Origin of the sequence: Methylobacterium sp. J-043, from assembly GCF_022829505.1 — a bacterium.
Taxonomy (GTDB): Bacteria; Pseudomonadota; Alphaproteobacteria; order Rhizobiales; family Beijerinckiaceae; genus Methylobacterium; species Methylobacterium extorquens_A.
Genome location: NZ_JAKSYB010000045.1, coordinates 104,673 through 125,671 on the forward strand (window position 1 = coordinate 104,673; position 20,999 = coordinate 125,671).

General features: G+C 68.8%; 21 protein-coding genes. 16 read left to right on the forward strand and 5 right to left on the reverse strand.

What is annotated here, in order from left to right:
• Positions 1–23: 23 nt before the first annotated feature.
• Both MKK50_RS11910 and MKK50_RS11915 read right to left on the reverse strand, forming a co-directional pair.
• Positions 24–788 (reverse strand): endonuclease III domain-containing protein, encoded by a 765-nt coding sequence (locus tag MKK50_RS11910; RefSeq protein WP_499022472.1) that lies wholly within the window; start codon positions 786–788, stop codon positions 24–26.
• 49 nt (positions 789–837) lie between these two features.
• A complete protein-coding gene (locus tag MKK50_RS11915; protein WP_499022474.1) occupies positions 838–1,599 on the reverse strand; it encodes a GyrI-like domain-containing protein in 762 nt (253 codons plus the stop codon).
• A 211-nt stretch (positions 1,600–1,810) separates the two neighbouring features.
• Here MKK50_RS11915 and dapF point away from each other — a divergent pair, with 211 nt between their 5' ends.
• Positions 1,811–2,701 (forward strand): diaminopimelate epimerase, encoded by an 891-nt coding sequence (gene dapF / locus MKK50_RS11920; protein WP_499022476.1) that lies wholly within the window; start codon positions 1,811–1,813, stop codon positions 2,699–2,701.
• Complete coding sequence (gene mtaB, locus MKK50_RS11925) at positions 2,698–3,930, forward strand: tRNA (N(6)-L-threonylcarbamoyladenosine(37)-C(2))-methylthiotransferase MtaB (RefSeq protein WP_499022477.1); 1,233 nt, start codon at positions 2,698–2,700, stop codon at positions 3,928–3,930. Before dapF ends, mtaB begins: the two co-directional genes overlap by 4 nt.
• 8 nt (positions 3,931–3,938) lie before the next feature.
• On the opposite strand, the gene MKK50_RS11930 is transcribed toward mtaB, so the two are convergent.
• Positions 3,939–4,658: an RluA family pseudouridine synthase gene (locus MKK50_RS11930; RefSeq protein WP_499022478.1), complete on the reverse strand. Its 720-nt coding sequence runs from the start codon at positions 4,656–4,658 to the stop codon at positions 3,939–3,941.
• Positions 4,659–4,731: 73 nt separating this feature from the next.
• On the opposite strand from MKK50_RS11930, the gene ftsY reads away from it, so the two are divergent.
• Together ftsY and MKK50_RS11940 are read left to right on the forward strand one after the other, a co-directional pair.
• Positions 4,732–6,198 carry a signal recognition particle-docking protein FtsY gene (gene ftsY, locus MKK50_RS11935; RefSeq protein WP_499022480.1) on the forward strand — a complete coding sequence of 489 codons (1,467 nt, stop codon included), beginning with the start codon at positions 4,732–4,734 and terminating at the stop codon, positions 6,196–6,198.
• A 43-nt stretch (positions 6,199–6,241) separates the two neighbouring features.
• The gene (locus tag MKK50_RS11940) at positions 6,242–6,856 is read left to right on the forward strand and encodes a septation protein A (RefSeq protein WP_253371857.1); all 615 of its coding nucleotides are present in this window, start codon (positions 6,242–6,244) and stop codon (positions 6,854–6,856) included.
• Positions 6,857–7,068: 212 nt separating this feature from the next.
• Here the strand turns inward: MKK50_RS11940 and MKK50_RS11945 are convergent, their stop codons facing one another.
• Together MKK50_RS11945 and crtD are read right to left on the reverse strand one after the other, a co-directional pair.
• Entirely contained in the window at positions 7,069–7,968 is a 900-nt protein-coding gene (locus MKK50_RS11945; RefSeq protein ID WP_499022482.1) for a carotenoid 1,2-hydratase family protein, read from the reverse strand.
• Positions 7,965–9,464, reverse strand: coding sequence for a 1-hydroxycarotenoid 3,4-desaturase CrtD (crtD, locus tag MKK50_RS11950; RefSeq protein WP_499022484.1), 1,500 nt, complete (start codon positions 9,462–9,464; stop codon positions 7,965–7,967). The genes MKK50_RS11945 and crtD overlap by 4 nt, the downstream gene beginning before the upstream one ends.
• Before the next feature lie 105 nt (positions 9,465–9,569).
• Between crtD and MKK50_RS11955 the strand changes: the two genes are divergently transcribed.
• The 12 genes from MKK50_RS11955 to pufC all read left to right on the forward strand — a co-directional run bounded on the left by MKK50_RS11955 (position 9,570) and on the right by pufC (position 20,662).
• The gene (locus tag MKK50_RS11955; RefSeq protein WP_499022485.1) at positions 9,570–10,436 is read left to right on the forward strand and encodes a polyprenyl synthetase family protein; all 867 of its coding nucleotides are present in this window, start codon (positions 9,570–9,572) and stop codon (positions 10,434–10,436) included.
• A 21-nt stretch (positions 10,437–10,457) separates the two neighbouring features.
• Positions 10,458–11,603, forward strand: a complete 1,146-nt coding sequence (locus MKK50_RS11960) for a methyltransferase (protein WP_499022732.1) — start codon at positions 10,458–10,460, stop codon at positions 11,601–11,603.
• 101 nt (positions 11,604–11,704) lie between these two features.
• Positions 11,705–12,643 (forward strand): chlorophyll synthesis pathway protein BchC, encoded by a 939-nt coding sequence (gene bchC, locus MKK50_RS11965; protein ID WP_253371849.1) that lies wholly within the window; start codon positions 11,705–11,707, stop codon positions 12,641–12,643.
• Positions 12,640–13,644, forward strand: a complete 1,005-nt coding sequence (locus MKK50_RS11970) for a chlorophyllide a reductase iron protein subunit X (protein WP_253371847.1) — start codon at positions 12,640–12,642, stop codon at positions 13,642–13,644. The genes bchC and MKK50_RS11970 overlap by 4 nt, the downstream gene beginning before the upstream one ends.
• Positions 13,645–13,647: 3 nt before the next feature.
• Positions 13,648–15,174 (forward strand): chlorophyllide a reductase subunit Y, encoded by a 1,527-nt coding sequence (gene bchY, locus MKK50_RS11975; RefSeq protein ID WP_499022488.1) that lies wholly within the window; start codon positions 13,648–13,650, stop codon positions 15,172–15,174.
• The gene (gene bchZ, locus MKK50_RS11980) at positions 15,174–16,640 is read left to right on the forward strand and encodes a chlorophyllide a reductase subunit Z (protein WP_499022489.1); all 1,467 of its coding nucleotides are present in this window, start codon (positions 15,174–15,176) and stop codon (positions 16,638–16,640) included. Before bchY ends, bchZ begins: the two co-directional genes overlap by 1 nt.
• A 71-nt stretch (positions 16,641–16,711) precedes the next feature.
• The gene (locus MKK50_RS11985; protein WP_253371842.1) at positions 16,712–16,945 is read left to right on the forward strand and encodes a hypothetical protein; all 234 of its coding nucleotides are present in this window, start codon (positions 16,712–16,714) and stop codon (positions 16,943–16,945) included.
• Between the two features lie 171 nt (positions 16,946–17,116).
• Positions 17,117–17,347 (forward strand): light-harvesting antenna LH1, beta subunit, encoded by a 231-nt coding sequence (gene pufB / locus MKK50_RS11990; protein WP_499022492.1) that lies wholly within the window; start codon positions 17,117–17,119, stop codon positions 17,345–17,347.
• Between the two features lie 11 nt (positions 17,348–17,358).
• The gene (gene pufA, locus MKK50_RS11995) at positions 17,359–17,547 is read left to right on the forward strand and encodes a light-harvesting antenna LH1, alpha subunit (RefSeq protein WP_056193358.1); all 189 of its coding nucleotides are present in this window, start codon (positions 17,359–17,361) and stop codon (positions 17,545–17,547) included.
• An 84-nt stretch (positions 17,548–17,631) separates the two neighbouring features.
• Entirely contained in the window at positions 17,632–18,456 is an 825-nt protein-coding gene (gene pufL / locus MKK50_RS12000; protein WP_253371839.1) for a photosynthetic reaction center subunit L, read from the forward strand.
• A 122-nt stretch (positions 18,457–18,578) separates the two neighbouring features.
• Positions 18,579–19,556, forward strand: a complete 978-nt coding sequence (gene pufM, locus MKK50_RS12005) for a photosynthetic reaction center subunit M (RefSeq protein ID WP_253374053.1) — start codon at positions 18,579–18,581, stop codon at positions 19,554–19,556.
• Entirely contained in the window at positions 19,553–20,662 is a 1,110-nt protein-coding gene (gene pufC, locus MKK50_RS12010; protein WP_253371837.1) for a photosynthetic reaction center cytochrome PufC, read from the forward strand. Before pufM ends, pufC begins: the two co-directional genes overlap by 4 nt.
• Positions 20,663–20,999: the final 337 nt, after the last annotated feature.

The window sequence follows — 20,999 nt, forward strand, 5'->3', positions numbered from 1 at the left end:
GACACTCGCAATCGGATGCGATCTCAGCCCACAGACTTCCGCTCCTGTCCCGTCGGACAGATGTCGAGCAGCACACAGCGTCCGCAGGCCGGCGAGCGGTGGAAGCAGACGTGCTGTCCGTGCAGCATCAGCACCTCGTGATTGTCGTAGAGCTTCTGCGCCGACCAATCCTCCGGAAGCTGCGCCCGCAGCACCGCGTGGCTCGGCCCGACATCGACCTTCGCACCGATCAGCCCCGTGCGCTGGGCGACGCGGTGATGGTGGCTGTCCACCGGCAGGGCCGGCATCCGCAGCGTCGAGAACGACAGCACGGCGGCGCTCGTCTTCGGCCCGATGCCGGGAATCGCTTCGAGCCAACCGCGCGCCGCATCGACGCTCATATCCCCCAAGAAGTCGAGGGTGAGGCCGCCCACCCGCTCTCGGACCGCGGCAAGCACCGTCTTGATGCGCGGCGCCTTCAGCTCCGGCCAAGTGACGCCGCGGATCGTGGCCTCGATGTCTTCGACCGAGGCCACCTCGATCTCCGTCCAATTGGGCCAGCGCGCCCGCAGCGCCTTGAAGGCGCGTCCGGAATCGGCGTTGCGGGTCCGATGCGACAGCAGCGAGGAGATCAGCTCCGACAGCGGGTCGAGGCTGTGGAAATACGGGATCGGGCATTCGTAGACGCGGCAGAGCCGGCGATGAACCTCCAGCGCCTTGTCCTTCAGGGCTTCGGACGCAGCGGCCGGCACCTCGCGGCGGCGAGGGCGGGCGGGCGTCGAAGGGGCTGTATCCGGGAAAAGCCTCATGGAAGCCGAATCCCCGAAAGGATTCGGCGGTTCCCGGCCCGCGACAACCCTACTTCGCCGGCTCCTTCGGCAGAGCGTAGATATTGATGTCGAGCTTGTCGTCCGCACCCTCGCCGAGGTCGGTGACGTATTCTTCCAAGAAGCGGTCCTGGACCGCGATTTCCTTGGCGTCGAGATAGGCGATCAGCGTCTCGTAGGTGCCGTCGATCTCCTCGTAACTGCCGCTATGCTTGAACCGCAGGGCCTTGCCGCTCGGGCTCGAGCCGAACTTGACGTCGCCGCCCTCCACGCCCTGCGCGGGTGCGGCCTCGATCGGGACCATCGCTTCGTACTGAAAGCCGTCGTCCTCGGTCTTGGTGAACAGGGCGATCGGCCGGCCCGCCGGCTTGAGATTCAGCCTCGTCAGCGCCTCGCTGATGGTCTTGTAGGCTTTGCGCAGGTTGGCCCGCGCCTCCTCCCACTTGGTCTCGCCCGCCAGGATCGCCACGGGCTTGGCCGGCAGCGTCACCTCATCGACGTCGTTCGGCTCGCCCGGAACCGTCACGAGGGTCGGCAGCGCCGAAGCCGGAGGCGTAACTGCCCGGGCCGCGCCGGCCTGGGCGGGGCGCGGGATAGGCACCTGCTGCGGCGCGGGCGCTGCCGGGTCGGGGCCGGATTTCGCCGTGTCCGGCACGGTCGTGGTCGGCAGGGGGTTCGTCTCGGCAGGGGAGGGCGCGTTGGTGGGGGGCGGCGCGTTCTGGGCGAGCGCCACGGTCGTCAGCGAAGGGACGAGAGCGAGGAGGCCCGCGGCGAGGGTGGCGAGACGGGTCAAGGTGGGGACGCTCCGATTGGCCGGTTCGGACAGGGTAGGGCCGAAACACGCCGCGCGCGAGACCGTTGCGGCGCGACGTTGCGGCTCGTCGTTCACGACTCGCGGCCTGCCGGCTTTTGCCATATACGCCGCGCCATCCCCGCATTCCCCAAACTCACATTCCTCAAGACAAGGTCGTCAGAGGTCCAATGAGCCCTCTTGGAGCCCTCTCGTGAGCCCTCTTGCAAATCGCCGCTTCCTGAAGATGCACGGTGCCGGCAACGCCATCGTCGTACTCGACCTGCGCGGCACCGCGGTCCGGGTGACCCCGGCCGAGGCTCGCGCCATCGCCGCCGACGTGCATTCGCGCTTCGACCAGCTCATGGTCGTGCACGATCCGGTCACGCCCGGCACCGATGCCTTCATGCGCATCTACAACACCGACGGGTCGGAATCCGGCGCCTGCGGCAACGGCACCCGCTGCGTCGGCTACGCGCTGCTCGACGATCCGGCCATGGCGCGCCCCGCCGAGAACGGCGCCCTGACGCTGGAGACCAAGGCCGGATTGGTCGCGGTCAAGCGCATCACCGACCGCTCCTTCACCGTCGATATGGGCCAGCCGCGCCTGCGCTGGGACGAGATCCCGCTCGCCGAACCGTTTCTCGACACGCGCCGCATCGAGCTTCAGGTCGGGCCGATCGACGATCCGATCCTGCATTCGCCCGCGGCCGTAAGCATGGGCAACCCGCACGCGATCTTCTTCGTCGAGCGCGATCCCGACAGCTACGATCTCGGCCGCATCGGCCCGTTGCTCGAAGCCCACCCGATCTTCCCCGAGCGGGCCAACATCTCCATTGCCGAGGTGACGGGCCGCGACACGATCAAGCTGCGGGTGTGGGAGCGCGGCGCGGGGCTGACGCTGGCCTGCGGAACGGCCGCCTGCGCCACGGTGGTGGCCGCCTCGCGCCTGCGCATGATCGGCCGCGCCGCCCGCGTGGCGTTACCCGGCGGGGAGCTCTCGATCGAGTGGCGCGCCGACGACCACGTGCTGATGACCGGCCCGGTCTATCTCGAAGGCGAGGGCACGTTCTCGCCCGACCTGTTCGCCGGGATCGAGGGGTGAGCGTCGAGACGCTCACCTTCGGCTGCCGTCTCAACACCGTCGAGTCCGAGGTGCTGCGCGGCCATGCCGAGCCCGGTGCCGAGGGGCGCGACCTCGTCGTCGTCAACACCTGCGCGGTCACGGCCGAGGCCGGGCGGCAGGCACGCAAGGCGATCCGCCGGCTCTCCCGCGAGCGGCCCGGCGCCGAGATCGTCGTGACCGGCTGTGGCGCCGAGGTCGAGCGCGCGAGCTACGCCGCAATGCCGGAGGTGGCGCGCCTCGTCGGCAACGCAGCCAAGCTCAGGCCGGAGAGCTGGCAAGGCGGTACCGCGCCGGCGCCTGAAGACATCATGGCGGTCCGTACGGCCGAGCCGACGCGCATCGACGCGATGACCGGGCACACCCGTGCCTTCGTGCCGGTGCAGAACGGCTGCGACCACCGCTGCACCTTCTGCGTCATCCCGTTCGGGCGCGGCAACTCACGTTCCGTGCCGGTCGCGGAGGCGGTGGCGCAGGTGCGCCGCATCGTCGAGCATGGCGGGCGCGAGGTGGTGCTGACCGGCGTCGATCTCACCGCCTACGGTCGCGACCTCGATGCCGACTTGAGCCTCGGCCGCCTCGTTCGCAGGATTCTCGCCGAGGTGCCGGATCTGCCGCGTCTGCGCCTTTCCTCGATCGATTCGGTCGAGGCCGATGCCGTCTTGATCGCTGCTTTCGCCGAGGAGCCGCGGCTGATGCCGCATGTCCATCTCTCGCTCCAGGCGGGCGACGACCTGATCCTCAAGCGGATGAAGCGGCGCCACTCGCGCGCCGACGCCATCCGCCTGTGCGAGACGCTGCGCGACCTACGGCCCGGCCTCGTGTTCGGCGCCGATCTGATCGCCGGGTTTCCGACCGAGACCGAGGCGCAATTCTCCCGCTCCCTCGATCTCGTGGCGGCATGCGGGCTGACGCATCTGCACGTCTTCCCCTACTCACCGCGCCCCGGCACGCCCGCCGCGCGGATGCCGGCGGTGCCGGGCGACGTGATCCGCGTACGCGCCGCGCGGCTGCGCGAAGCCGGCGCGGCGGCCCTTGCCCGCCACCTCGCTAGCGAAGTCGGTGCCCGCCGCCGCGTTCTGACAGAGCGCGGCGATACCGGCCGGACGGAGGCGTTTTCGCTGGTGCGTTTCTCGGAGCCGGTGCCGGCCGGAGAGATTCGCGACGTCACCATCACAGGGCATGACGGGCAGGCCCTGCTCGCGGCTTGAGCGAAGATCTACGGGGCGGGGGCGATCATTCCACATTCCTCCAACCCCGCCCGCATATGCGCGGGGGCCGGCGCTTCCACCGCGATCGCCTCGCGCTTCGGATAGAGCGGAAGGCTCAAACCCCGCGCATGGAGTTGCAGGCCCGGCCCGTCCCGTCCGGCGCCGCCGTAGATCGCATCGCCCCGGATCGGCCAGCCCATCGCCGCGCAATGCACGCGCAATTGGTGCGTCCGCCCGGTCACCGGCTTCAGCTCCAGCCACGACAGACCATTCGCCCGCCCGAGCACGCGGTAGAGCGTCAGCGAGGGGGCGCCGGCCGGGTCGGTCTTCATCCACCAACTACGCGGATCGTCCGAACGCTTGGCCAGCGGAAGGTCGATGCGCCCTTCCACGGCCTCGGGGCCGCCTTCGACCAGGGCCCAATAGGTCTTATCGACCTTGCCGTCAGCGAAGAGGCGGTTCAAACGCGCAAGCGCCTTGGCATGGCGGCCGAGCACGAGGCAGCCCGACGTGTCGCGGTCGAGCCGGTGCGCGGCCTCCGGACGGCGCGGCAGGCCGAACCGCAGGGCGTCGAGATGGTCGGTCAGCGTCGGGCCGCCCTTCGGCCCCGGATGCACCGGCAAACCCGCCGGCTTGTCGATGACGAGCATCAGGGCATCGCGGTAGAGGAGCGGAGGCCCTATCTCCGGTCCGACGGTGCGATCCGGCACTGATACACGCGCGTTCATGCCCCACGGGCTAGGATGTCGGATCGTCGCGGGCAAGGTTTGAGCAGGGCAAGATTTTGAACAAGGGACGCGGATGAGCGACGACGAGAAGCCCGGCTGGTTCGGACGCCTGTTCGGGCGAAAGGGCGCGCCCGAATCCAAGTCTCCCGAGCCGGTGCCTGGCGAGGACAGCCCGGTCGAGGAAACCCCGGCCGAGGAATCGGTCACGCCGGATCCGCTATCGCCGGCCTCCGAATCCGAAGGGCAGCCGGTCTTCACCACCGCGGCGGACGACGTGGCCCACGTGCCGCCGCCGGTGAGCGAGCCCGCCTCCGACGATCCCGACAAGAATCGCATCCCCGACGAACTGGAAGGCGCCGACCTCCAGCCCGAGCCGCAGCCGCCGACCGGCGAAGCACCGCAGCCCGACGAGATCCCTGACGAAGACGAGCCATCGGCCGCCTCCACCGAGACGGCGGAGAAGCGGAACTGGTGGTCGCGCCTGACCGGCGGCGAGGGGGAGACGCCCGCGCCCGCGGTTGAATCCGAACCACCCGCCGAGGTCGACATCCAGCCGGTCGATTCCGCAGCGGCGCTCGCGAGCGATGCGGTGTCCGGCGCGGCCGAGGGCAGTGAGAAGCAGGGCTGGTGGTCGCGTTTGACTGCCGGCATGCGCCGCACCTCCTCCGCCCTGTCGGACCGGGTGACGGGCCTGTTCACCAAGCGCAAGCTCGACGCCACCACCCTGGAGGATCTCGAAGACGCGCTGATCCAGGCCGATTTCGGCGTCGAGACGGCGACGCGTATGTCGGAGGCGGTGGGCAAGGGCCGCTACGAGAAGGGCATCTCGCCCGACGAGGTACGCGCCATCCTCGCCACCGAAATCGAGCGGGCGCTGACGCCCGTGGCGCTGCCGATCGAGATCGATTCGGCCAAGAAGCCCTACGTGATCCTGACGGTCGGCGTGAACGGCGCCGGCAAGACCACAACGATCGGCAAGCTCTCGCTGAAATTCAAGGCGGAGGGGCGCAGCGTCATGCTGGCGGCCGGCGACACGTTCCGCGCGGCGGCGATCGAGCAGTTGCGGGTGTGGGGCGATCGCACCGGCACGCCGGTCATCAGCCGCGCTCAGGGGTCGGACGCGGCGGGGCTCGCCTTCGACGCGTTCAAGGAGGCACGGGAGAACGGCACCGATGTGCTCCTGATCGACACCGCAGGCCGCTTGCAGAACAAGGCCGGGCTGATGGCGGAGCTGGAGAAGATCGTCCGTGTCATCCGCAAGCTCGACCCGGAGGCTCCTCACGCCACCTTGCTGGTGCTCGACGCCACCGTCGGGCAGAACGCACTGAGCCAAGTCGAGTTGTTCTCGCAGGCCGCCCCCGTGTCGGGCCTCGTGATGACGAAGCTCGACGGAACCGCACGGGGCGGTATTCTGGTCGCGCTCGCCACGAGGTTCGGCCTGCCCGTGCACTTCATCGGGGTCGGCGAGGGCGTGGAAGACTTGGAGCCGTTCGCCGCGCGGGATTTTGCCCGGGCGATCACCGGCCTTCCCAAGGAGTAGCCGATTGGCCGTCGCCTCTTCGGAACATCGTGAGAGTCCCAGCATGAAGGTTGAGAGCGTTCCGCCGCGCCGGCACCTGCCGCCGCTCCTCAAGCTGGCGCTGGAAGTGGGCCCGCTGACGGTCTTCTTCTTCGGCAACGCCTATGCCGAGCGTTTCGGCGTAGCGGCGGAGAGCAAGCTGTTCGTGGCAACCGGCGTGTTCATCGTCGCCACGATGATTGCGCTTGCCGTGCACTTCGCCCTGTTGCGGCGGCTGCCGATCATGCCGCTCGTGTCGGGCGTCGTCGTGCTGGTGTTCGGCAGCCTGACGCTGGCGCTGCAGGACAAGACCTTCATCATGATGAAGCCGACCATCGTGAACACGCTGTTCGGCCTCGTCCTTCTCGGCGGGCTCGCCTTTAACAAATCGCTGCTGTCGGTCGTGCTCGACAGCATGTTCGCGCTCACCGACGAGGGCTGGCGCAAGCTCACCTTCCGCTGGGGCCTGTTCTTTCTCGCGCTCGCGGTCGTCAACGAGGTCGTCTGGCGGACGCAGACCGAGGATTTCTGGGTGAGCTTCAAGGTGTTCGGCATCATGCCGCTAACGGTCGCCTTCGCCCTGGCCCAGACGCCGCTGCTGTTGCGCTACGAGCACAAGGACGAAGCGAAGGCCGGCTAGAGCATCGTCCTGGATATTGGGTCCAAGACGATGCTCTAGCCTATTGTTTTTGCATCATCTTTTTCCGAAAGTCGGCAGCCACCTTTCGGGATGATGCTCTGGAGCCGTGCCCGACCGCGCTGGGTCGGATCACGCCTCTATCCTTTTGTTTTGACGCGCATTCTCTCGATGAACCGGCATCCAGTTCCTCGGAATACGATTGAATTGAAAGCTCAGCCGATCCGCCGCGGCATCCGGAACGGCAGCATCAGCCGTACGAGCGGGTTGCGGAAGCGCTTGAGCGACAGGCTCTCGTGCACGGGCTGCACCGCCTCGCCGTCGAGGGTCGTGGCGAGCAGCGAGCGGGCATAGAACGGCGTGTCCTCGAACGTGCGGATCACCTCGGCGCGACCGTCGTCGCTGCGGGTCGTGCGCGGCATCCGCCACAGGCCGGTAGGCGGCAGGCCGGCGGCGAGCGGCGGGCGCATCTCGCGGCGGGTGCCGTCGGCGTCAAAGCGCAGCGTCAGGTTTTGTCCGCTGCCATCCGTCCGGCGCACGTCGTAGAGGATGGCCGAGCCGCGCTTGAGCGGAGCGCGGCACCACGTCCAATCCGTGAACGCATCTTCAAGGGCGCCGTCGCCATCGTTGGTGTCGTGGTAGCCGCTGCCGCGCCAGGAGAGGGCGGGGGCGGTGAACTCGGCCTCGACCTCGCAATCCGGCGCCATCGGCCACCAGCGGTGCAGGCCGTGCGTGTCGAGGGTGAAGGGCTGCGCGGTGAGCGCCCTTGGCCGCACCCGCACCGTGCCCCGCACCGCCCGCGGGATCGGCGAGCCCCGCTCGTCGAGGCGTATCGTCAGTACATTGCCGTCCCATTCGAGCGAAGACGGCCCGAGACTGAAGCTCGTCGCATCGCGCGCCAGCGACCGGGCGTTGCGCTCGGTCATGGCGAAGCGATTGCCGCGCTCGCCGTAGAGCACGACGTTGACGGCGCAGTGGGCGAACGGGTCGCGCGCTGCATCCCAGGCATAATAGGGCGAGAACACGCTGCCGATGAAGGCGATGACGGTGAGCCCCTGGCGCCCGTCCTCGCTCACGGCATCGACGTACCACCAGACGTAGCCGCCGCGCGTCACCGCCCCATCGAAGCGAGGTCCGCGCGCAGTGCCGCCGCCGCGAGCCGGCCCGACTGCGCCGCCATCGGCACCCCCGGACCCGGATGCACGCTGCCCCCCGCCAGGTAGAGCCCCGCTACCCGCGTCCGCGCTCCCGGCCGCTTGAACGTCGCCGTCCAACCGTGCGAGGCCCGGCCGTAGAGGGCCCCGCCCGTTCCTGGGAACAGTCCCGCGAAATCCTGCGGGGTCGTGATCGTCGCCGGCCCCGTCGGCTCCAGGGTGAGCCCGCAGGCCGAGAGCTTGCGAAGGATGGTCGTCTCGCATGCGGCGATCTCCGTGGGGCTGAACCGACGCTCCCCGCCATCGGCGGGCGCGTTGACGAGGATGAGCAGGCGTTCGGGCCCGTCGGGGGGCGCACCGCCGTCGCCGTCCCGATCCTGGGCGCAGACGTAGACGGTCGGGTCCGGCGGCAGACGGCGGCCGCGCAGGATCGCGTCGAACTCCGCCCGATAATCGGCGGAGAAGAACACGCTGTGGTGCGCGAGCTCGAAGCGCTTCGCCCGCGCCGTCAGACAGAGGGTGAGTGCCGAGAGCGAGCGCTCGCGGGCGGGCACCCGGTCGCCCGCCGCCGCGGCCTCGCGCCCGAGCAGGCCACCGCCGAGGGCCGCGACGTCGGCGTTGGCGATCACCGCATCGGCGGCGATGCGCTCGCCGCCGACGAGTTCGACGCCCGCGACACGGCCGCGCTCAGTCAGGATCCGTGCCACGTCCGCCCCGGTGCGCAGCTTCGCGCCGCGGCGCTCGGCCAGATCCGCGACCGCGCGCGCGAGCCGGCTCAAGCCGCCCTCGACGGTCCAGACACCCGCCTGCTCGACATGGGCGACCAGCATCAGCGTGGCGGGCGCCTCGAACGGCGAGGCGCCGCAATAGGTGGCGTAGCGCCCGAACAGCTGGTGCAGGCGCGGATCGCGGAAATACTCGCCGAGCGTCGACCACAGGGTCGCGAAGGGCTGGATACGCCAGAGGCTGCCGATGCCCGAGAGGCCGACGCGCTGGGCGAGATCGACGGGGCTCGGCCGCTCGGCGCGGATGAAGGGCCCTTCCAGTGTGCGGTAGACCTCGGCCGCACGGGCGCAGAACCGCCGATAGCCGTCCGCCTCGCGCGGGCCGGCGAAGGCGCCGATGGCCGCCGCAGAAGCCTCGATGTCGGCGAACAGGTCGAGCCGCTCGTGCGCGTTCCAGGCGTGGCGGGCGAGCAGGGTGGCTGGCCGCAGCCGCATCTCCGATTCGAGAGTGGCGCCAGCCTCGGCGAACAGCTCCTCGAACACCCAGCGCATGGTGAAGACGGTGGGGCCCGCCTCGACCGGCACCCCGTTCACGGGGAGCGACCGCATCTTGCCGCCGACGCGCGCCGCCCGTTCCAGGACGGTGACGTCATGGCCGGCCGCAGCGAGACTCAGCGCCGCCGCGAGCCCGCCGATGCCGGCACCGATCACGATGACGCTTTTTTCTGCCACCGAAAACGCACTCCGCCTCGCATCGCCGTTGATCCGAGCCTGCAACAGTGTCAAGTATTGTTGACACAAAGACAAGGCAAGGCAGCCTGACATCGGGAGGACGCTATGGACGTCGGCCGGCGGATCGAGACAGTGCTCGACATTGCGGTGTCCCATGCGGAGGCACCGGGTGCCCCTCCGCAGCTGGCGGAGGCGATCCGCTACGCGGTCTTTCCCGGCGGCCACCGCATCCGCCCGCGGCTCTGCCTTTCCGTCGCGCTCGCCTGCGGCGACGACGACCCCGCCGCCTCCGAGGCGGCCGCGGCGGCGATCGAGTTGCTGCACTGCGCCTCCCTCGTCCACGATGACCTGCCGTGCTTCGACGATGCGCCGACGCGCCGCCAGAAGCCGTCGGTCCACGCGGCTTTCGGCGTGCCGCTCGCGGTGCTCACGGGCGACGCGCTGATCGTCGCCGCCTTCGAGACGCTGGCGCGGGGTGTGACCCGCTCGCCCGCGCGCCTTGCGAGTCTCGTCGGGCTGATCGCCCGTGCCGTCGGCTCGCCCTCCGGCATCGTTGCGGGGCAGGCCTGGGAATCAGAGCCCACCGTCGATCTGGTCGAGTACCAGCAGGCCAAGACCGGCGCGCTGTTCGCAGCGGCCACGGTGGCCGGTGCCGCTGCCGCGGGAGCGCCGCCGCTTCCCTGGCGCCTGCTCGGCGAATGCCTCGGGGCGGCCTATCAGGTTGCCGACGACCTGCGCGACGTCGCCTGCCGCCAGGAGGAGATCGGCAAGCCCGCCGGTCGCGACGCCACCCTTGGGCGCCCGAACGCGGCGGCCCTGCTCGGCATGGGCGGCGCCCTGGAGCGCTTGAAACATCTCACGCAGGAAGCGATCGACGTGATTCCCCCCTGCCGCGGGCAGGACGCGATTCGCATCGAGATCGAGGCGCAGACCCGGCTGTTCGTGCCTGCCTCCCTGCGCGCGATGGCGTGAGGGCCGGCCTTGCCCGCCGCGATGACCGAGGCCGGACCCGCGCCGGAGAGGCGCGGCGGCTGGCGCCAGCGCTGGCTCGCCTTCCGCAACCGCACGGTCGCTAGCCCCAGCTTCCAGCGCTGGGCGGCGGGGTTTCCGCTCACCCGCGGGATCGCGCAGCGGAACACCCGGGCATTGTTCGACCTGTGCGCCGGCTTCGTCTACGCGCAGGTGCTGTTCGCCTGCGTCCGGCTCGACCTGTTCACGCTGCTGCGGGACGGCCCGCTCACGCCCGACGCCCTCGCCCGGCGCCTCGATCTGCCTTCCGATCGCGCGCTGACCCTGCTCAAGGCCGCGGCATCGCTCGACCTAATCACACGGTTGCCGGACGGGCGCTTCGCCCTGGCCGATCTCGGCGCGGCGCTGATCGGCAATCCCTCGGTCGCGGCGATGATCGAGCACCACGCTATGCTCTACGCCGATCTGGCCGATCCCGTCGCCCTGTTGCGGGGCGGGGCGGGGCCTACGCGGCTCGGGGGCTACTGGCCCTATGCCGAAGCCGGCGGGGACGGGCAGCTCGGCCCGGATTCGGTCGCCGCCTATAGTGGCTTGATGGCGTCCTCGCAGGCGCTGATCGCGGACGATGTGCTCGATGCCCTGCCGCTCGCCGATCGCGCATGCCTGATGGATGTCGGGGGCGGGGAGGGCGTGTTCCTCGCGCAGGCCGCCCGCCGCCATCCGCGGCTCCCCCTGCGCCTGCTCGACCTTCCGCCGGTCGCGGAACGGGCGGTTGCCCGGCTCGCCGCCGAGGGCCTCGGCGATCGCGTCACCTGTTTCGGCCGGAGCTTTCTCGGCACCTCCCTTCCGCCGGGCGCCGATGCGATCACCCTGGTGCGGGTCGTCCACGATCACGATGATGCGGTCGCCCTGGCGCTCCTGCGTGCGGCCCACGCGGCGCTGCCGCCCGGCGGCCTCCTGGCGATTGCCGAGCCGATGGCCGGCACGCCCGGCGCTAAGCCGGTGGGTGATGCGTATTTCGGCTTCTACCTCCTCGCCATGGGCAGCGGCCGGCCCCGTACGGCCGACGAATTGACGGCCATGCTGGCCCAGGCCGGCTTCGACGAAATCCGCGAGCGGGCGACCCGGCGTCCACTGCTGGCGCGATTGATCACCGCAAAGCGACGGTAGAAGTGTAAAGTTTACTTGACGCAATTCCTCGTCCATCTAGGATGACATCAAGCGGTTCGGCCCTTCGCAGAGTCGCAAACAGCAACGGGGGAGGCAGGGAGATGGAGGCATTGGCCGTCGTCCTTGAACGACCGGAGCACTTGGCACTCAACCGCCTCGCGCTGACCCCTGCCACCGAGGGCGACGCGATCGTTGCCGTCTCTTGGAGCGGCATCAGCACGGGGACCGAGCGCCTGCTCTGGTCCGGCCGGATGCCGCCCTTTCCCGGCATGGGGTATCCGCTGGTGCCCGGCTACGAGTCGGTCGGCACGGTGGTCGAGACCGGTGCCGGTAGCGGCCTGCGCATCGGGCAGACCGTATTCGTGCCCGGCGCCCGCTGCTTCGGCGAGGTCAACGGGCTGTTCGGCGGCGCGGCTTCGCACCTGATCGCTCCGGCCTCCCGCCTCGTCTCTATCGATGCCGCGCTCGGCGACCGCGCCTGCCTCATCGCCCTTGCGGCAACTGCCTATCATGCCCTGTCCGGCATCGTGCCCGGCGAGCGAAGCCTGATCGTCGGCCACGGCGTGCTCGGCCGGCTGCTCGCGCGGCTGACTTTGCTCGCGGGCGGCGAACCGGTGGTGTGGGAGCGCGAGACGCTGCGGGCGGAGGGTACGTTCGGCTACTCCGTGCTCGCGCCCGAGGACGATCCGACGCGCGACTACGCCACCATCACCGATGTCAGCGGCGATTCGAGCTTGCTCGATACGCTGATCGGCCGTCTCGCCCCCGGCGGCGAGATCGTGCTCGCCGGCTTCTACGAGGCCCCGCTGGCCTTCGCCTTCCCGCCCGCCTTCATGCGCGAGGCTCGCATTCGGGTCTCGGCGGAATGGCGGCCGGGCGACCTCGCGGTGGTCCGGGCCCTGATTGAGGCCGGAAGCCTGTCGCTCGATGGGCTCATCACCCACCGGGTGCCCGCCTGGCAAGCGGGGGAGGCCTACCGCACGGCCTTCGCCGATCCTGCCTGCCTGAAGATGATCCTCGATTGGAGGACCTGCTCATGAACCTTCAGCTCAACAAGGCGGCGTTGAACGCCGCGACGACGCTGCGGGCCGAGGCCGCCATCGAGCCCGATCCGGTCGCGACCGGCGAGGTCAAGCGCGAGACGCAGATCATCGCGATCTACGGCAAGGGCGGCATCGGCAAGTCGTTCACCCTGGCCAATCTCAGCTACATGATGGCCCAGCAGGGCAAGAAGGTGCTGCTGATCGGCTGCGACCCGAAGAGCGACACGACCTCGCTCCTGTTCGGCGGGCGCGCCTGCCCGACCATCATCGAGACCTCGACCAAGAAGAAGCTTGCGGGCGAGGCGGTCGCCATCGGCGACGTCTGTTTCAAGCGCGACGGCGTCTATGCGATGGAGCTCGGCGGTCCGGAGGTCGGCCGCGGCTGCGGCGGGCGCGGCATCATCCACGGCTTCGAGCTGCTCGAGAAACTCGGCTTCCACGAATGGGGGTTCGACTACGTACTGCTCGATTTCCTCGGCGACGTGGTCTGCGGCGGCTTCGGCCTGCCGATCGCCCGCGACATGTGCCAGAAGGTCATCGTCGTCGGCTCCAACGACCTGCAATCGCTCTACGTCGCCAACAACGTCTGCTCGGCGGTCGAATACTTCCGCAAGATGGGCGGCAATGTCGGCGTCGGCGGCCTCGTCATCAACAAGGACGACGGCACGGGTGAGGCGCAGGCTTTCGCCGATGCGGCGGGCATTCCGGTGCTGGCCTCGATCCCGGCCGATGACGACATCCGCCGCAAGAGCGCGAATTACGAGATCATCGGCAAGCCCGACGGGCGCTGGGGCTCGCTCTTCGCCGACCTCTCGCAGAACGTGGCGGAGGCCGCGCCGCACCAGCCGACGCCGCTGAGCCAGGACGCGCTGCTCGGCCTGTTCTCCAGCGAAGCCACCGGGCGCGACGTGGTGCTGGAGCCCGCCACCATCGAGGACATGTGCGGGCGCACCAGCCTGACCAAGCCGTCCCTCGAAGTCGTCTACGACGAGGTCTGAGCCATGGCGGTCAGCCTCGACATCGGCGCGCTTCGCGCCCGCCGCCCAGAGGGCATCGATCTCGCCGCGACGCAGGGCGACGGGCTCGGCTGCCACGCCGGCAAGGACACGATGCGCGCGGCTGCCGAGGCCGCCGGCCTGTCCGGAACGCTGGAGCAGTACCGGAAGGACTATCCGGCCGGGCCGCACGACCAGCCGCAGAGCATGTGCCCGGCCTTCGGCTCCCTGCGCGTCGGCCTGCGCATGCGGCGCACGATGACGATCCTCTCGGGAAGCGCCTGCTGCGTCTACGGTCTGACCTTCACCTCGCATTTCTACGGCGCGCGCCGGAGCGTCGGCTACGTGCCGTTCAACTCCGAGACGCTGGTCACCGGCAAGCTGTTCGAGGACATCCGCGAGGCGGTCCACGCCTCGGCCAACCCGCAAGACTACGACGCGATCGTCGTCATCAACCTCTGCGTTCCGACCGCCTCGGGCGTTCCGCTAAGGCTGCTGCCGAAGCAGATCGACGGCGTGCGCGTCATCGGTATCGACGTGCCGGGCTTCGGCGTGCCGACCCATGCCGAGGCCAAGGACGTCTTGGCCGGCGCGATGCTCAAGTTCGCCCGCACGGAAGCCGAGAGCGGCCCGGTCCAGGCGCCGCGCGGGGGCCGCTCGGAGCGTCCGTCCGTGGCGCTTCTGGGCGAGATGTTCCCGGCCGATCCGGTGGTGATCGGTGCGCTTCTCGAACCGCTCGGCCTCAGCGCCGGCCCCGTCGTGCCGACGCGGGAATGGCGCGAACTCTACGGCGCCCTCGACGCGGCAGCGGTGGCGGCGATCCACCCGTTCTACACCGCGAGCATTCGTGAGTTCGAGGCCGCCGGTCGGCCGGTGGTCGGCTCGGCCCCCGTCGGCCATGACGGCACCGCCGACTGGCTCGCCGCCATCGGCAATGCCTGCGACGTGCCGCACGAGAAAATCGCGGCGGCGCAGAACCGGCTTCTGCCGGCGATCCGGGGAGCGCTGGGTGCAGCGCCGATCCGCGGGCGCATCACGCTCTCCGGCTACGAGGGCTCGGAACTCTTGGTCGCGCGCCTCCTCGTCGAGAGCGGCGCCGAGGTGCCTTATGTCGGCACAGCCTGCCCGCGCACGCCCTGGTCCGAGCCGGACCGGGCGTGGCTGGAGGAACGCGGCGTCACCATCCGCTACCGCGCCTCGCTGGAGGATGACCTCGCCGCGCTCAATGAATTCCGGCCGGATCTAGCCATCGGCACCACCCCGGTGGTGCAGAAGGCGAAGGAGGCCGGCACGCCGGCGCTCTACTTTACCAACCTGATCTCGGCGCGGCCACTGATGGGCGCGGCCGGCGCCGGCTCGCTGGCGAAGGTCGTCAACGCTGCGCTCGCCAACCGGCCCCGCTTCGACGCCATGCGCGCCTTCTTCGAGGGCGTCGGCACCGGCCACGCCGCAGGCATCTGGCAGGAGGTGCCGACCCTCAAGACGGCGCCGAAGGCCGCGGCTCCCCTGAAGCCGATCGGGGAGATGGTCTGATGCTGGTCATCGATCACGACCGGGCCGGCGGCTACTGGGGGGCGGTCTACGTCTTCACCGCGATCAAGGGCCTGCAGGTGGTCATCGACGGCCCGGTGGGCTGCGAGAACCTGCCGGTCACCTCGGTGCTGCACTACACCGACGCGCTGCCGCCGCACGAACTGCCCATCGTCGTCACCGGGCTGGCGGAGGAGGAACTCGGCCGACACGGCACCGAAGGCGCGATGAAGCGGGCGCATGCCACGCTCGATCCCGGCCAGCCCAGCGTCGTAGTGACGGGCTCGATTGCCGAGATGATCGGCGGCGGCGTCACCCCTGAGGGGACCGGGCTTCAGCGCTTCCTGCCGCGCACCATCGACGAGGACCAGTGGCAATCCGCCGACCGGGCGATGAGCTGGCTCTGGCAGGAATACGGCGCGAAGCGCTTCGCCAAGAAGGGGATTCCGGCTCGGCCCGAGCGCAAGGCCGGGGAGAAGCCGCGGGTCAACATCATCGGCCCGGCCTACGGCACCTTCAACATGGCCTCGGACCTCGCCGAGATCCGCCGCCTCGTCGAGGGCATCGGCGCCGAGGTGAACCTCACCTTCCCGCTCGGCTCGCATCTCGCCGACGTGCCCAAGCTCGTCAACGCGGATGCCAACATCTGCCTCTACCGCGAGTTCGGCCGCCTGCTCTGCGAGAGCCTGGAGCGGCCCTATCTCCAGGCGCCGATCGGGGTGCTCTCGACCACCAAGTTCCTGCGCACCCTCGGCGAGATCCTCGGGCTCGACCCCGAGCCCTTCATCGAGCGCGAGCGCCACACCACGATCAAACCGGTATGGGACCTTTGGCGCTCGGTGACGCAGGATTTCTTCAGCACCGCGAGCTTCGGCATCGTCGCGACCGAGACCTATGCCCGCGGCGTGCGCCATTTCCTCGAAGAGGAGATGGGCCTGCCCTGCCACTTCGCCTTTGCGCGCAGCGCTGGCACGAAGCCCGACAACGCGGCGGTGCGTGAGGCGATCAAGACAAACCCGCCGCTCGTCCTGTTCGGCTCGTTCAACGAGCGCATGTACCTCGCCGAGGCGGGTGGGCGGGCAATCTATGTCCCGGCCTCGTTCCCCGGCGCCATCATCCGGCGGCACACCGGCACGCCGTTCATGGGCTATGCCGGCGCGACCTACCTCGTGCAGGAAGTCTGCAACGCTCTGTTCGACATGCTCTTCCACATCCTGCCGCTCGCGCGCGACATGGATGCGGTGGAGGCGACGCCCGCCCGGACGCACCGCGAACTGCCCTGGGACGAAGCGGCCCGCGCGCGGCTCGACGCGCTGGTCGAGGCCCATCCCGTTCTCACGCGGATTTCCGCCGCCAAACGCCTGCGCGACGCCGCCGAGCGGGCCGCGCGCCGGGTCGCCGCCGAGCGCGTCGCCGCCGCCCATGTCGAGCGGGCGCAGAGCGACCTCGTCTTGGGGAGCGCTGCATGAGCGCGGGTCTCCTCCATCCTCTTCACCCTCCGGCCCTTCGCGGAGCCGGAAAACCTGCGGAGCACTGAGTCATGGGAGTGGTCATGCAACGATCGATGCCCGCGTCGTCGCGACAGCACAGTGAGGCGGTCCAGTTCCGGATCATCCTTGCCGCGACCTACCCGTTCTTTCTCGCCGCCGCCCTGGTGCAGCGTTTTCGGCCGAACACGGCCCCGCGGCGCGGCCTGCCGACCCTGCGCCGCTCCGTCTTCGGCGAAGCCAAGGTCATGGCCGTTTCGGCGATCCCGTTCGCCTTCATGGGCTAGGGATTCGGCGCACCGCACTCCGGCAGGCGGCCCCCGCCTTTCGCGACGATGCGCCAGCGCCTCAGAACTTCCGTGCGGTGACACGGGGGATCCTGCGCCGTGATGTCATCGGGTCACGGCGACACCCGCCACGCCTGTCAGCGCGCGGCATAACCAGCGGAGGTTCGATCGATGGCGAACGGCATCACAGAAAGACCGAGCAGCCTGTCCGGGCTGACGGAACCCGAAGCCAAGGAATTTCACGCGATCTTCCTGACGAGCTTCATCATTTTCACGGCGATCGCCGTGGTCGCCCACATTCTCGTGTGGCTGTGGCGGCCCTGGCTGCCCGGGCCGAAGGGCTACGCCCTGCTCGACGGCGTGAACAACGCCGCCCACGGCCTTGTGTCGATGATCGGCTGAGGAGACGCGCGATGCACAAGATCTGGCTTCTGTTCGATCCCCGGCGCACTCTCGTCGCGCTCTTCACCTTCCTGTTCGTCCTGGCGCTGCTGATCCACTTCATCCTGCTCAGCACCGACCGGTTCAACTGGCTGGAAGGCCCGAAGGACGCGAAGGCCGCCGCCGCCCACAGCCTCGTCCTCCCGACGATGCCGACCTGACCGGCCCCACCGCCGGTTCTGCCGCGGGCGGGCCCTGTCGCGCCTGCCCCGGCACCCTTCGTCCTCACCGCGGGGATTTCCGCCATGGCGATGCTGAGCTTCGAGCGCAAATACCGGGTCCGCGGCGGCACTTTGCTGGGCGGAGACCTGTTCGACTTCTGGGTGGGGCCGTTCTACGTCGGCTTCTTCGGCGTCACGACGATCTTCTTCTCGGTGCTTGGCACCGCACTGATCCTCTACGGCGCGGCCATCGGCCCGACCTGGAACATCTGGCAGATCAATATCGCGCCTCCCGACCTGAAATACGGGCTGGCGCTGGCACCTCTGAAGGAAGGGGGCCTGTGGCAGATCATTACCTTCTGCGCGGTCGGGTCGTTCTCGTCCTGGGCCCTGCGCGAGGTCGAGATCTGCCGCAAGCTCGGCATCGGCTACCACGTGCCGTTCGCCTTCTCGGTTGCGATCTTCGCCTACGTTTCGCTGGTGGTGATCCGCCCGTTCCTGATGGGCGCCTGGGGCTACGGCTTCCCCTACGGCATCCTCTCCCATCTCGATTGGGTGTCGAACACCGGCTACCAGTATCTGCACTTCCACTACAATCCCGCGCATATGCTCGCCGTGACGTTCTTCTTCACGACCACCTTCGCGCTGGCGCTGCACGGCTCGCTGATCCTGTCCTCGACCAATCCGGCCAAGGGCGAGACGGTGAAGACGCCCGAGCACGAGGACACCTACTTCCGCGACACGATCGGCTACTCGATCGGCACGCTGGGCATCCACCGGCTCGGCCTGTTCCTCGCGCTCTCTGCGGGATTCTGGAGCGCGGTCTGCATCGTCATCTCGGGGCCCTTCTGGACGCAAGGGTGGCCGGAATGGTGGGGCTGGTGGCTCAACCTGCCCGTGTGGCGGTGAACCGGATCGCCGCCCGGCGTCCGCGCCGGCCGGCCTGAAGCGCAGGTTCGATCTTCGGGGCTCGAGGGTCTCCGCCGACGGCGTGAGCCTCGAACGACCGCAGGTCCATGGAGGGAGACGCCGTGGCCTATTATCAGAACATCTTCACGCAGGTGCAGGTCCGCCCGATCGAGCCGGAAAACGGCATCCCGATCTCGTCCGGCGCTCGCATCGGCCGGCCGTTCAACAGCTACCTGTTCGGGTTGATCGGCAATTCCCAGGTCGGGCCGATCTACGGCGGCTACCTCGGCGCCTTGTCCTTCGCCTGCGGCCTGATCGCCTTCGAGATCATCGGCCTCAACATGTGGGCCAGCGTGAACTGGGATCCGATCCAGTTCGTCCGCCAGTTGCCCTGGCTGGCGCTCGAACCGCCGCTGCCAAAATACGGGCTCAAGGTGCTGCCCCCGCTCAACGAGGGCGGCTGGTGGCTGATCGCGGGCTTCTTCCTCACCGCCTCGATCCTGCTGTGGTGGGTGCGCATGTATCGCCGCGCCCGTGCGCTCGGGCTCGGCTCGCACACGCCCTGGGCCTTCGCCGCCGCGATCTGGCTCTACCTCGTGCTGGGCTTCATCCGCCCCATCCTGATGGGCTCGTGGAGCGAGGCGGTGCCCTTCGGCATCTTCCCGCATCTCGATTGGACCGCTGCGTTCTCGCTGCGCTACGGCAACCTGTTCTACAACCCGTTCCACATGCTCTCGATCGTCTTCCTCTATGGGTCGACGCTGCTGTTCGCGATGCATGGGGCCACGATCCTGGCCACGAGCCGCTACGGTGCCGAGCGTGAGATCGACCAGATCGTCGATCGCGGTACCGCCACCGAGCGTGCCGCCCTGTTCTGGCGTTGGACCATGGGCTTCAACGCCACCATGGAATCGATCCACCGCTGGGCGTGGTGGTTCGCGGTGCTGACGACGATCACCGGCGGCATCGGCATCCTGCTCACCGGGACCGTGGTGGACAACTGGTACCTCTGGGCGGTCAAGCACGGTGTCGCGCCGGCCTATCCGCAGATCTACGGACCGATCACCGACCCGCTCGCGACGCCAGGGGGGGCGCCATGAAGACTCTGCTCGTCGTCGCGGGCGCGGTCGTCGCCCTGTTCCTCACCATCGCCCAGTTCGGTACGGCGGGCTGGACGAAGCCGCCGATCCTCGCCCAGCAGCACGGCTTCCGCGGGACGGGCATGGATCAGATCCAGACCAAATCCGGCGCGGCGGCCCTGAAGGCGGCCAACATCGCGCCGGCCCCGGCCGAGCCGGTCGAGGCCGGCACCGAGAAGGCCGGCGCGGTCTACGAGAACGTGAAGGTTCTCAAAGATCTCAGTGTCGAGGAATTCAACCGCCTGATGGTCTCGATGACGGAATGGGTCAGCCCGGAACAGGGCTGCACCTACTGCCACAACACCGAGAACATGGCCGACGACAGCCTCTATCAGAAGCAGGTCGCCCGGCGGATGATCCAGATGGTGCAGCACATCAACACCACTTGGAAGGAGAAGCATGTCGGCGAGGCGGGGGTGAACTGTTACACCTGCCACCGCGGCAAGCCGGTGCCGGCGCAGATCTGGTTCCAGAATCCGGGGCCGAACTACAAGACCGGCTTCATCGCCCGGAACAACGGGCAGAACATGGCCTCGCCCTCCGTCGGCCTCGCCTCGCTGCCCTACGACACGCTGAGCGAATTCTTCGGCAAGAAGGACGCGGACGAGAACCTCATCCGCGTCAACGCGACGACGGCATTGCCGGAGAGCAAGGGCAAACCGATCCAGGCCGCCGAACGGACCTACGGACTGATGATGCACATGTCGTCGTCGCTCGGCGTGAACTGCACCTACTGCCACAACACAAGGGCGGTTTCGAACTGGTCGCAAAGCACGCCGCAGCGCACGCTGGCTTGGCACGCGATCCGGATGGTGCGCGATCTCAACGGCGATTACATCGAGCCGCTGACGACGACCTTCCCGGCCAACCGCCTCGGTCCGACCGGTGACGCGCCCAAGCTGAACTGCGCCACCTGTCACAATGGTCAGAGCAAGCCGTTGGCGGGCGCGCACGTCATCGAGACCTACCCGGAACTGGCACGGACGACCGCTGAGATGGCGGCGGTTCCACCGGCTCCGGCAACGCCCGAGCCGGCGCCGGAGACACCCGCCACACCGCCGCAATAGCCGGTGGCCCCTCCGTCCAGGGGTCAGCGTATCGAGAAGCAAAAAGCCGTCGGTCCATCGGGCCGGCGGCTTTTTCGTTCCGGGGCTCTGTGCCGGATATCCGGTGCGGTTCGGGCTACGCTTCTCGATTTCGCTTTCGGGCCCGCAAATATTAGAACGAGCCCTGTCGTGAGGTCACTTAATATTCGCACCAAATCGCATTCGACCAATGCTTTGGTGAAGATGGTGAGACTTAAGAATATACCCAATATATCAATAGATCGAAAGGCGTAATCCGTTCTGATTACGGTCCTTATGCTGAAATTTGGTCGCATTTCTAAGTATCAAGACGCTCACT

What these genes read in the sequence shown, in the direction of transcription:
- MKK50_RS11910 (WP_499022472.1), bottom strand. Translation starts at nt 788, where the DNA reads ATGAGGCTTTTCCCGGATACAGCCCCTTCGACGCCCGCCCGCCCTCGC.
- MKK50_RS11930 (WP_499022478.1), bottom strand. Translation starts at nt 4,658, where the DNA reads ATGAACGCGCGTGTATCAGTGCCGGATCGCACCGTCGGACCGGAGATA.
- ftsY (WP_499022480.1), top strand. Translation starts at nt 4,732, where the DNA reads ATGAGCGACGACGAGAAGCCCGGCTGGTTCGGACGCCTGTTCGGGCGA.
- MKK50_RS11940 (WP_253371857.1), top strand. Translation starts at nt 6,242, where the DNA reads ATGAAGGTTGAGAGCGTTCCGCCGCGCCGGCACCTGCCGCCGCTCCTC.
- MKK50_RS11955 (WP_499022485.1), top strand. Translation starts at nt 9,570, where the DNA reads ATGGACGTCGGCCGGCGGATCGAGACAGTGCTCGACATTGCGGTGTCC.
- MKK50_RS11960 (WP_499022732.1), top strand. Translation starts at nt 10,458, where the DNA reads ATGACCGAGGCCGGACCCGCGCCGGAGAGGCGCGGCGGCTGGCGCCAG.
- bchC (WP_253371849.1), top strand. Translation starts at nt 11,705, where the DNA reads ATGGAGGCATTGGCCGTCGTCCTTGAACGACCGGAGCACTTGGCACTC.
- MKK50_RS11970 (WP_253371847.1), top strand. Translation starts at nt 12,640, where the DNA reads ATGAACCTTCAGCTCAACAAGGCGGCGTTGAACGCCGCGACGACGCTG.
- bchY (WP_499022488.1), top strand. Translation starts at nt 13,648, where the DNA reads ATGGCGGTCAGCCTCGACATCGGCGCGCTTCGCGCCCGCCGCCCAGAG.
- bchZ (WP_499022489.1), top strand. Translation starts at nt 15,174, where the DNA reads ATGCTGGTCATCGATCACGACCGGGCCGGCGGCTACTGGGGGGCGGTC.
- MKK50_RS11985 (WP_253371842.1), top strand. Translation starts at nt 16,712, where the DNA reads ATGGGAGTGGTCATGCAACGATCGATGCCCGCGTCGTCGCGACAGCAC.
- pufB (WP_499022492.1), top strand. Translation starts at nt 17,117, where the DNA reads ATGGCGAACGGCATCACAGAAAGACCGAGCAGCCTGTCCGGGCTGACG.
- pufA (WP_056193358.1), top strand. Translation starts at nt 17,359, where the DNA reads ATGCACAAGATCTGGCTTCTGTTCGATCCCCGGCGCACTCTCGTCGCG.
- pufL (WP_253371839.1), top strand. Translation starts at nt 17,632, where the DNA reads ATGGCGATGCTGAGCTTCGAGCGCAAATACCGGGTCCGCGGCGGCACT.
- pufC (WP_253371837.1), top strand. Translation starts at nt 19,553, where the DNA reads ATGAAGACTCTGCTCGTCGTCGCGGGCGCGGTCGTCGCCCTGTTCCTC.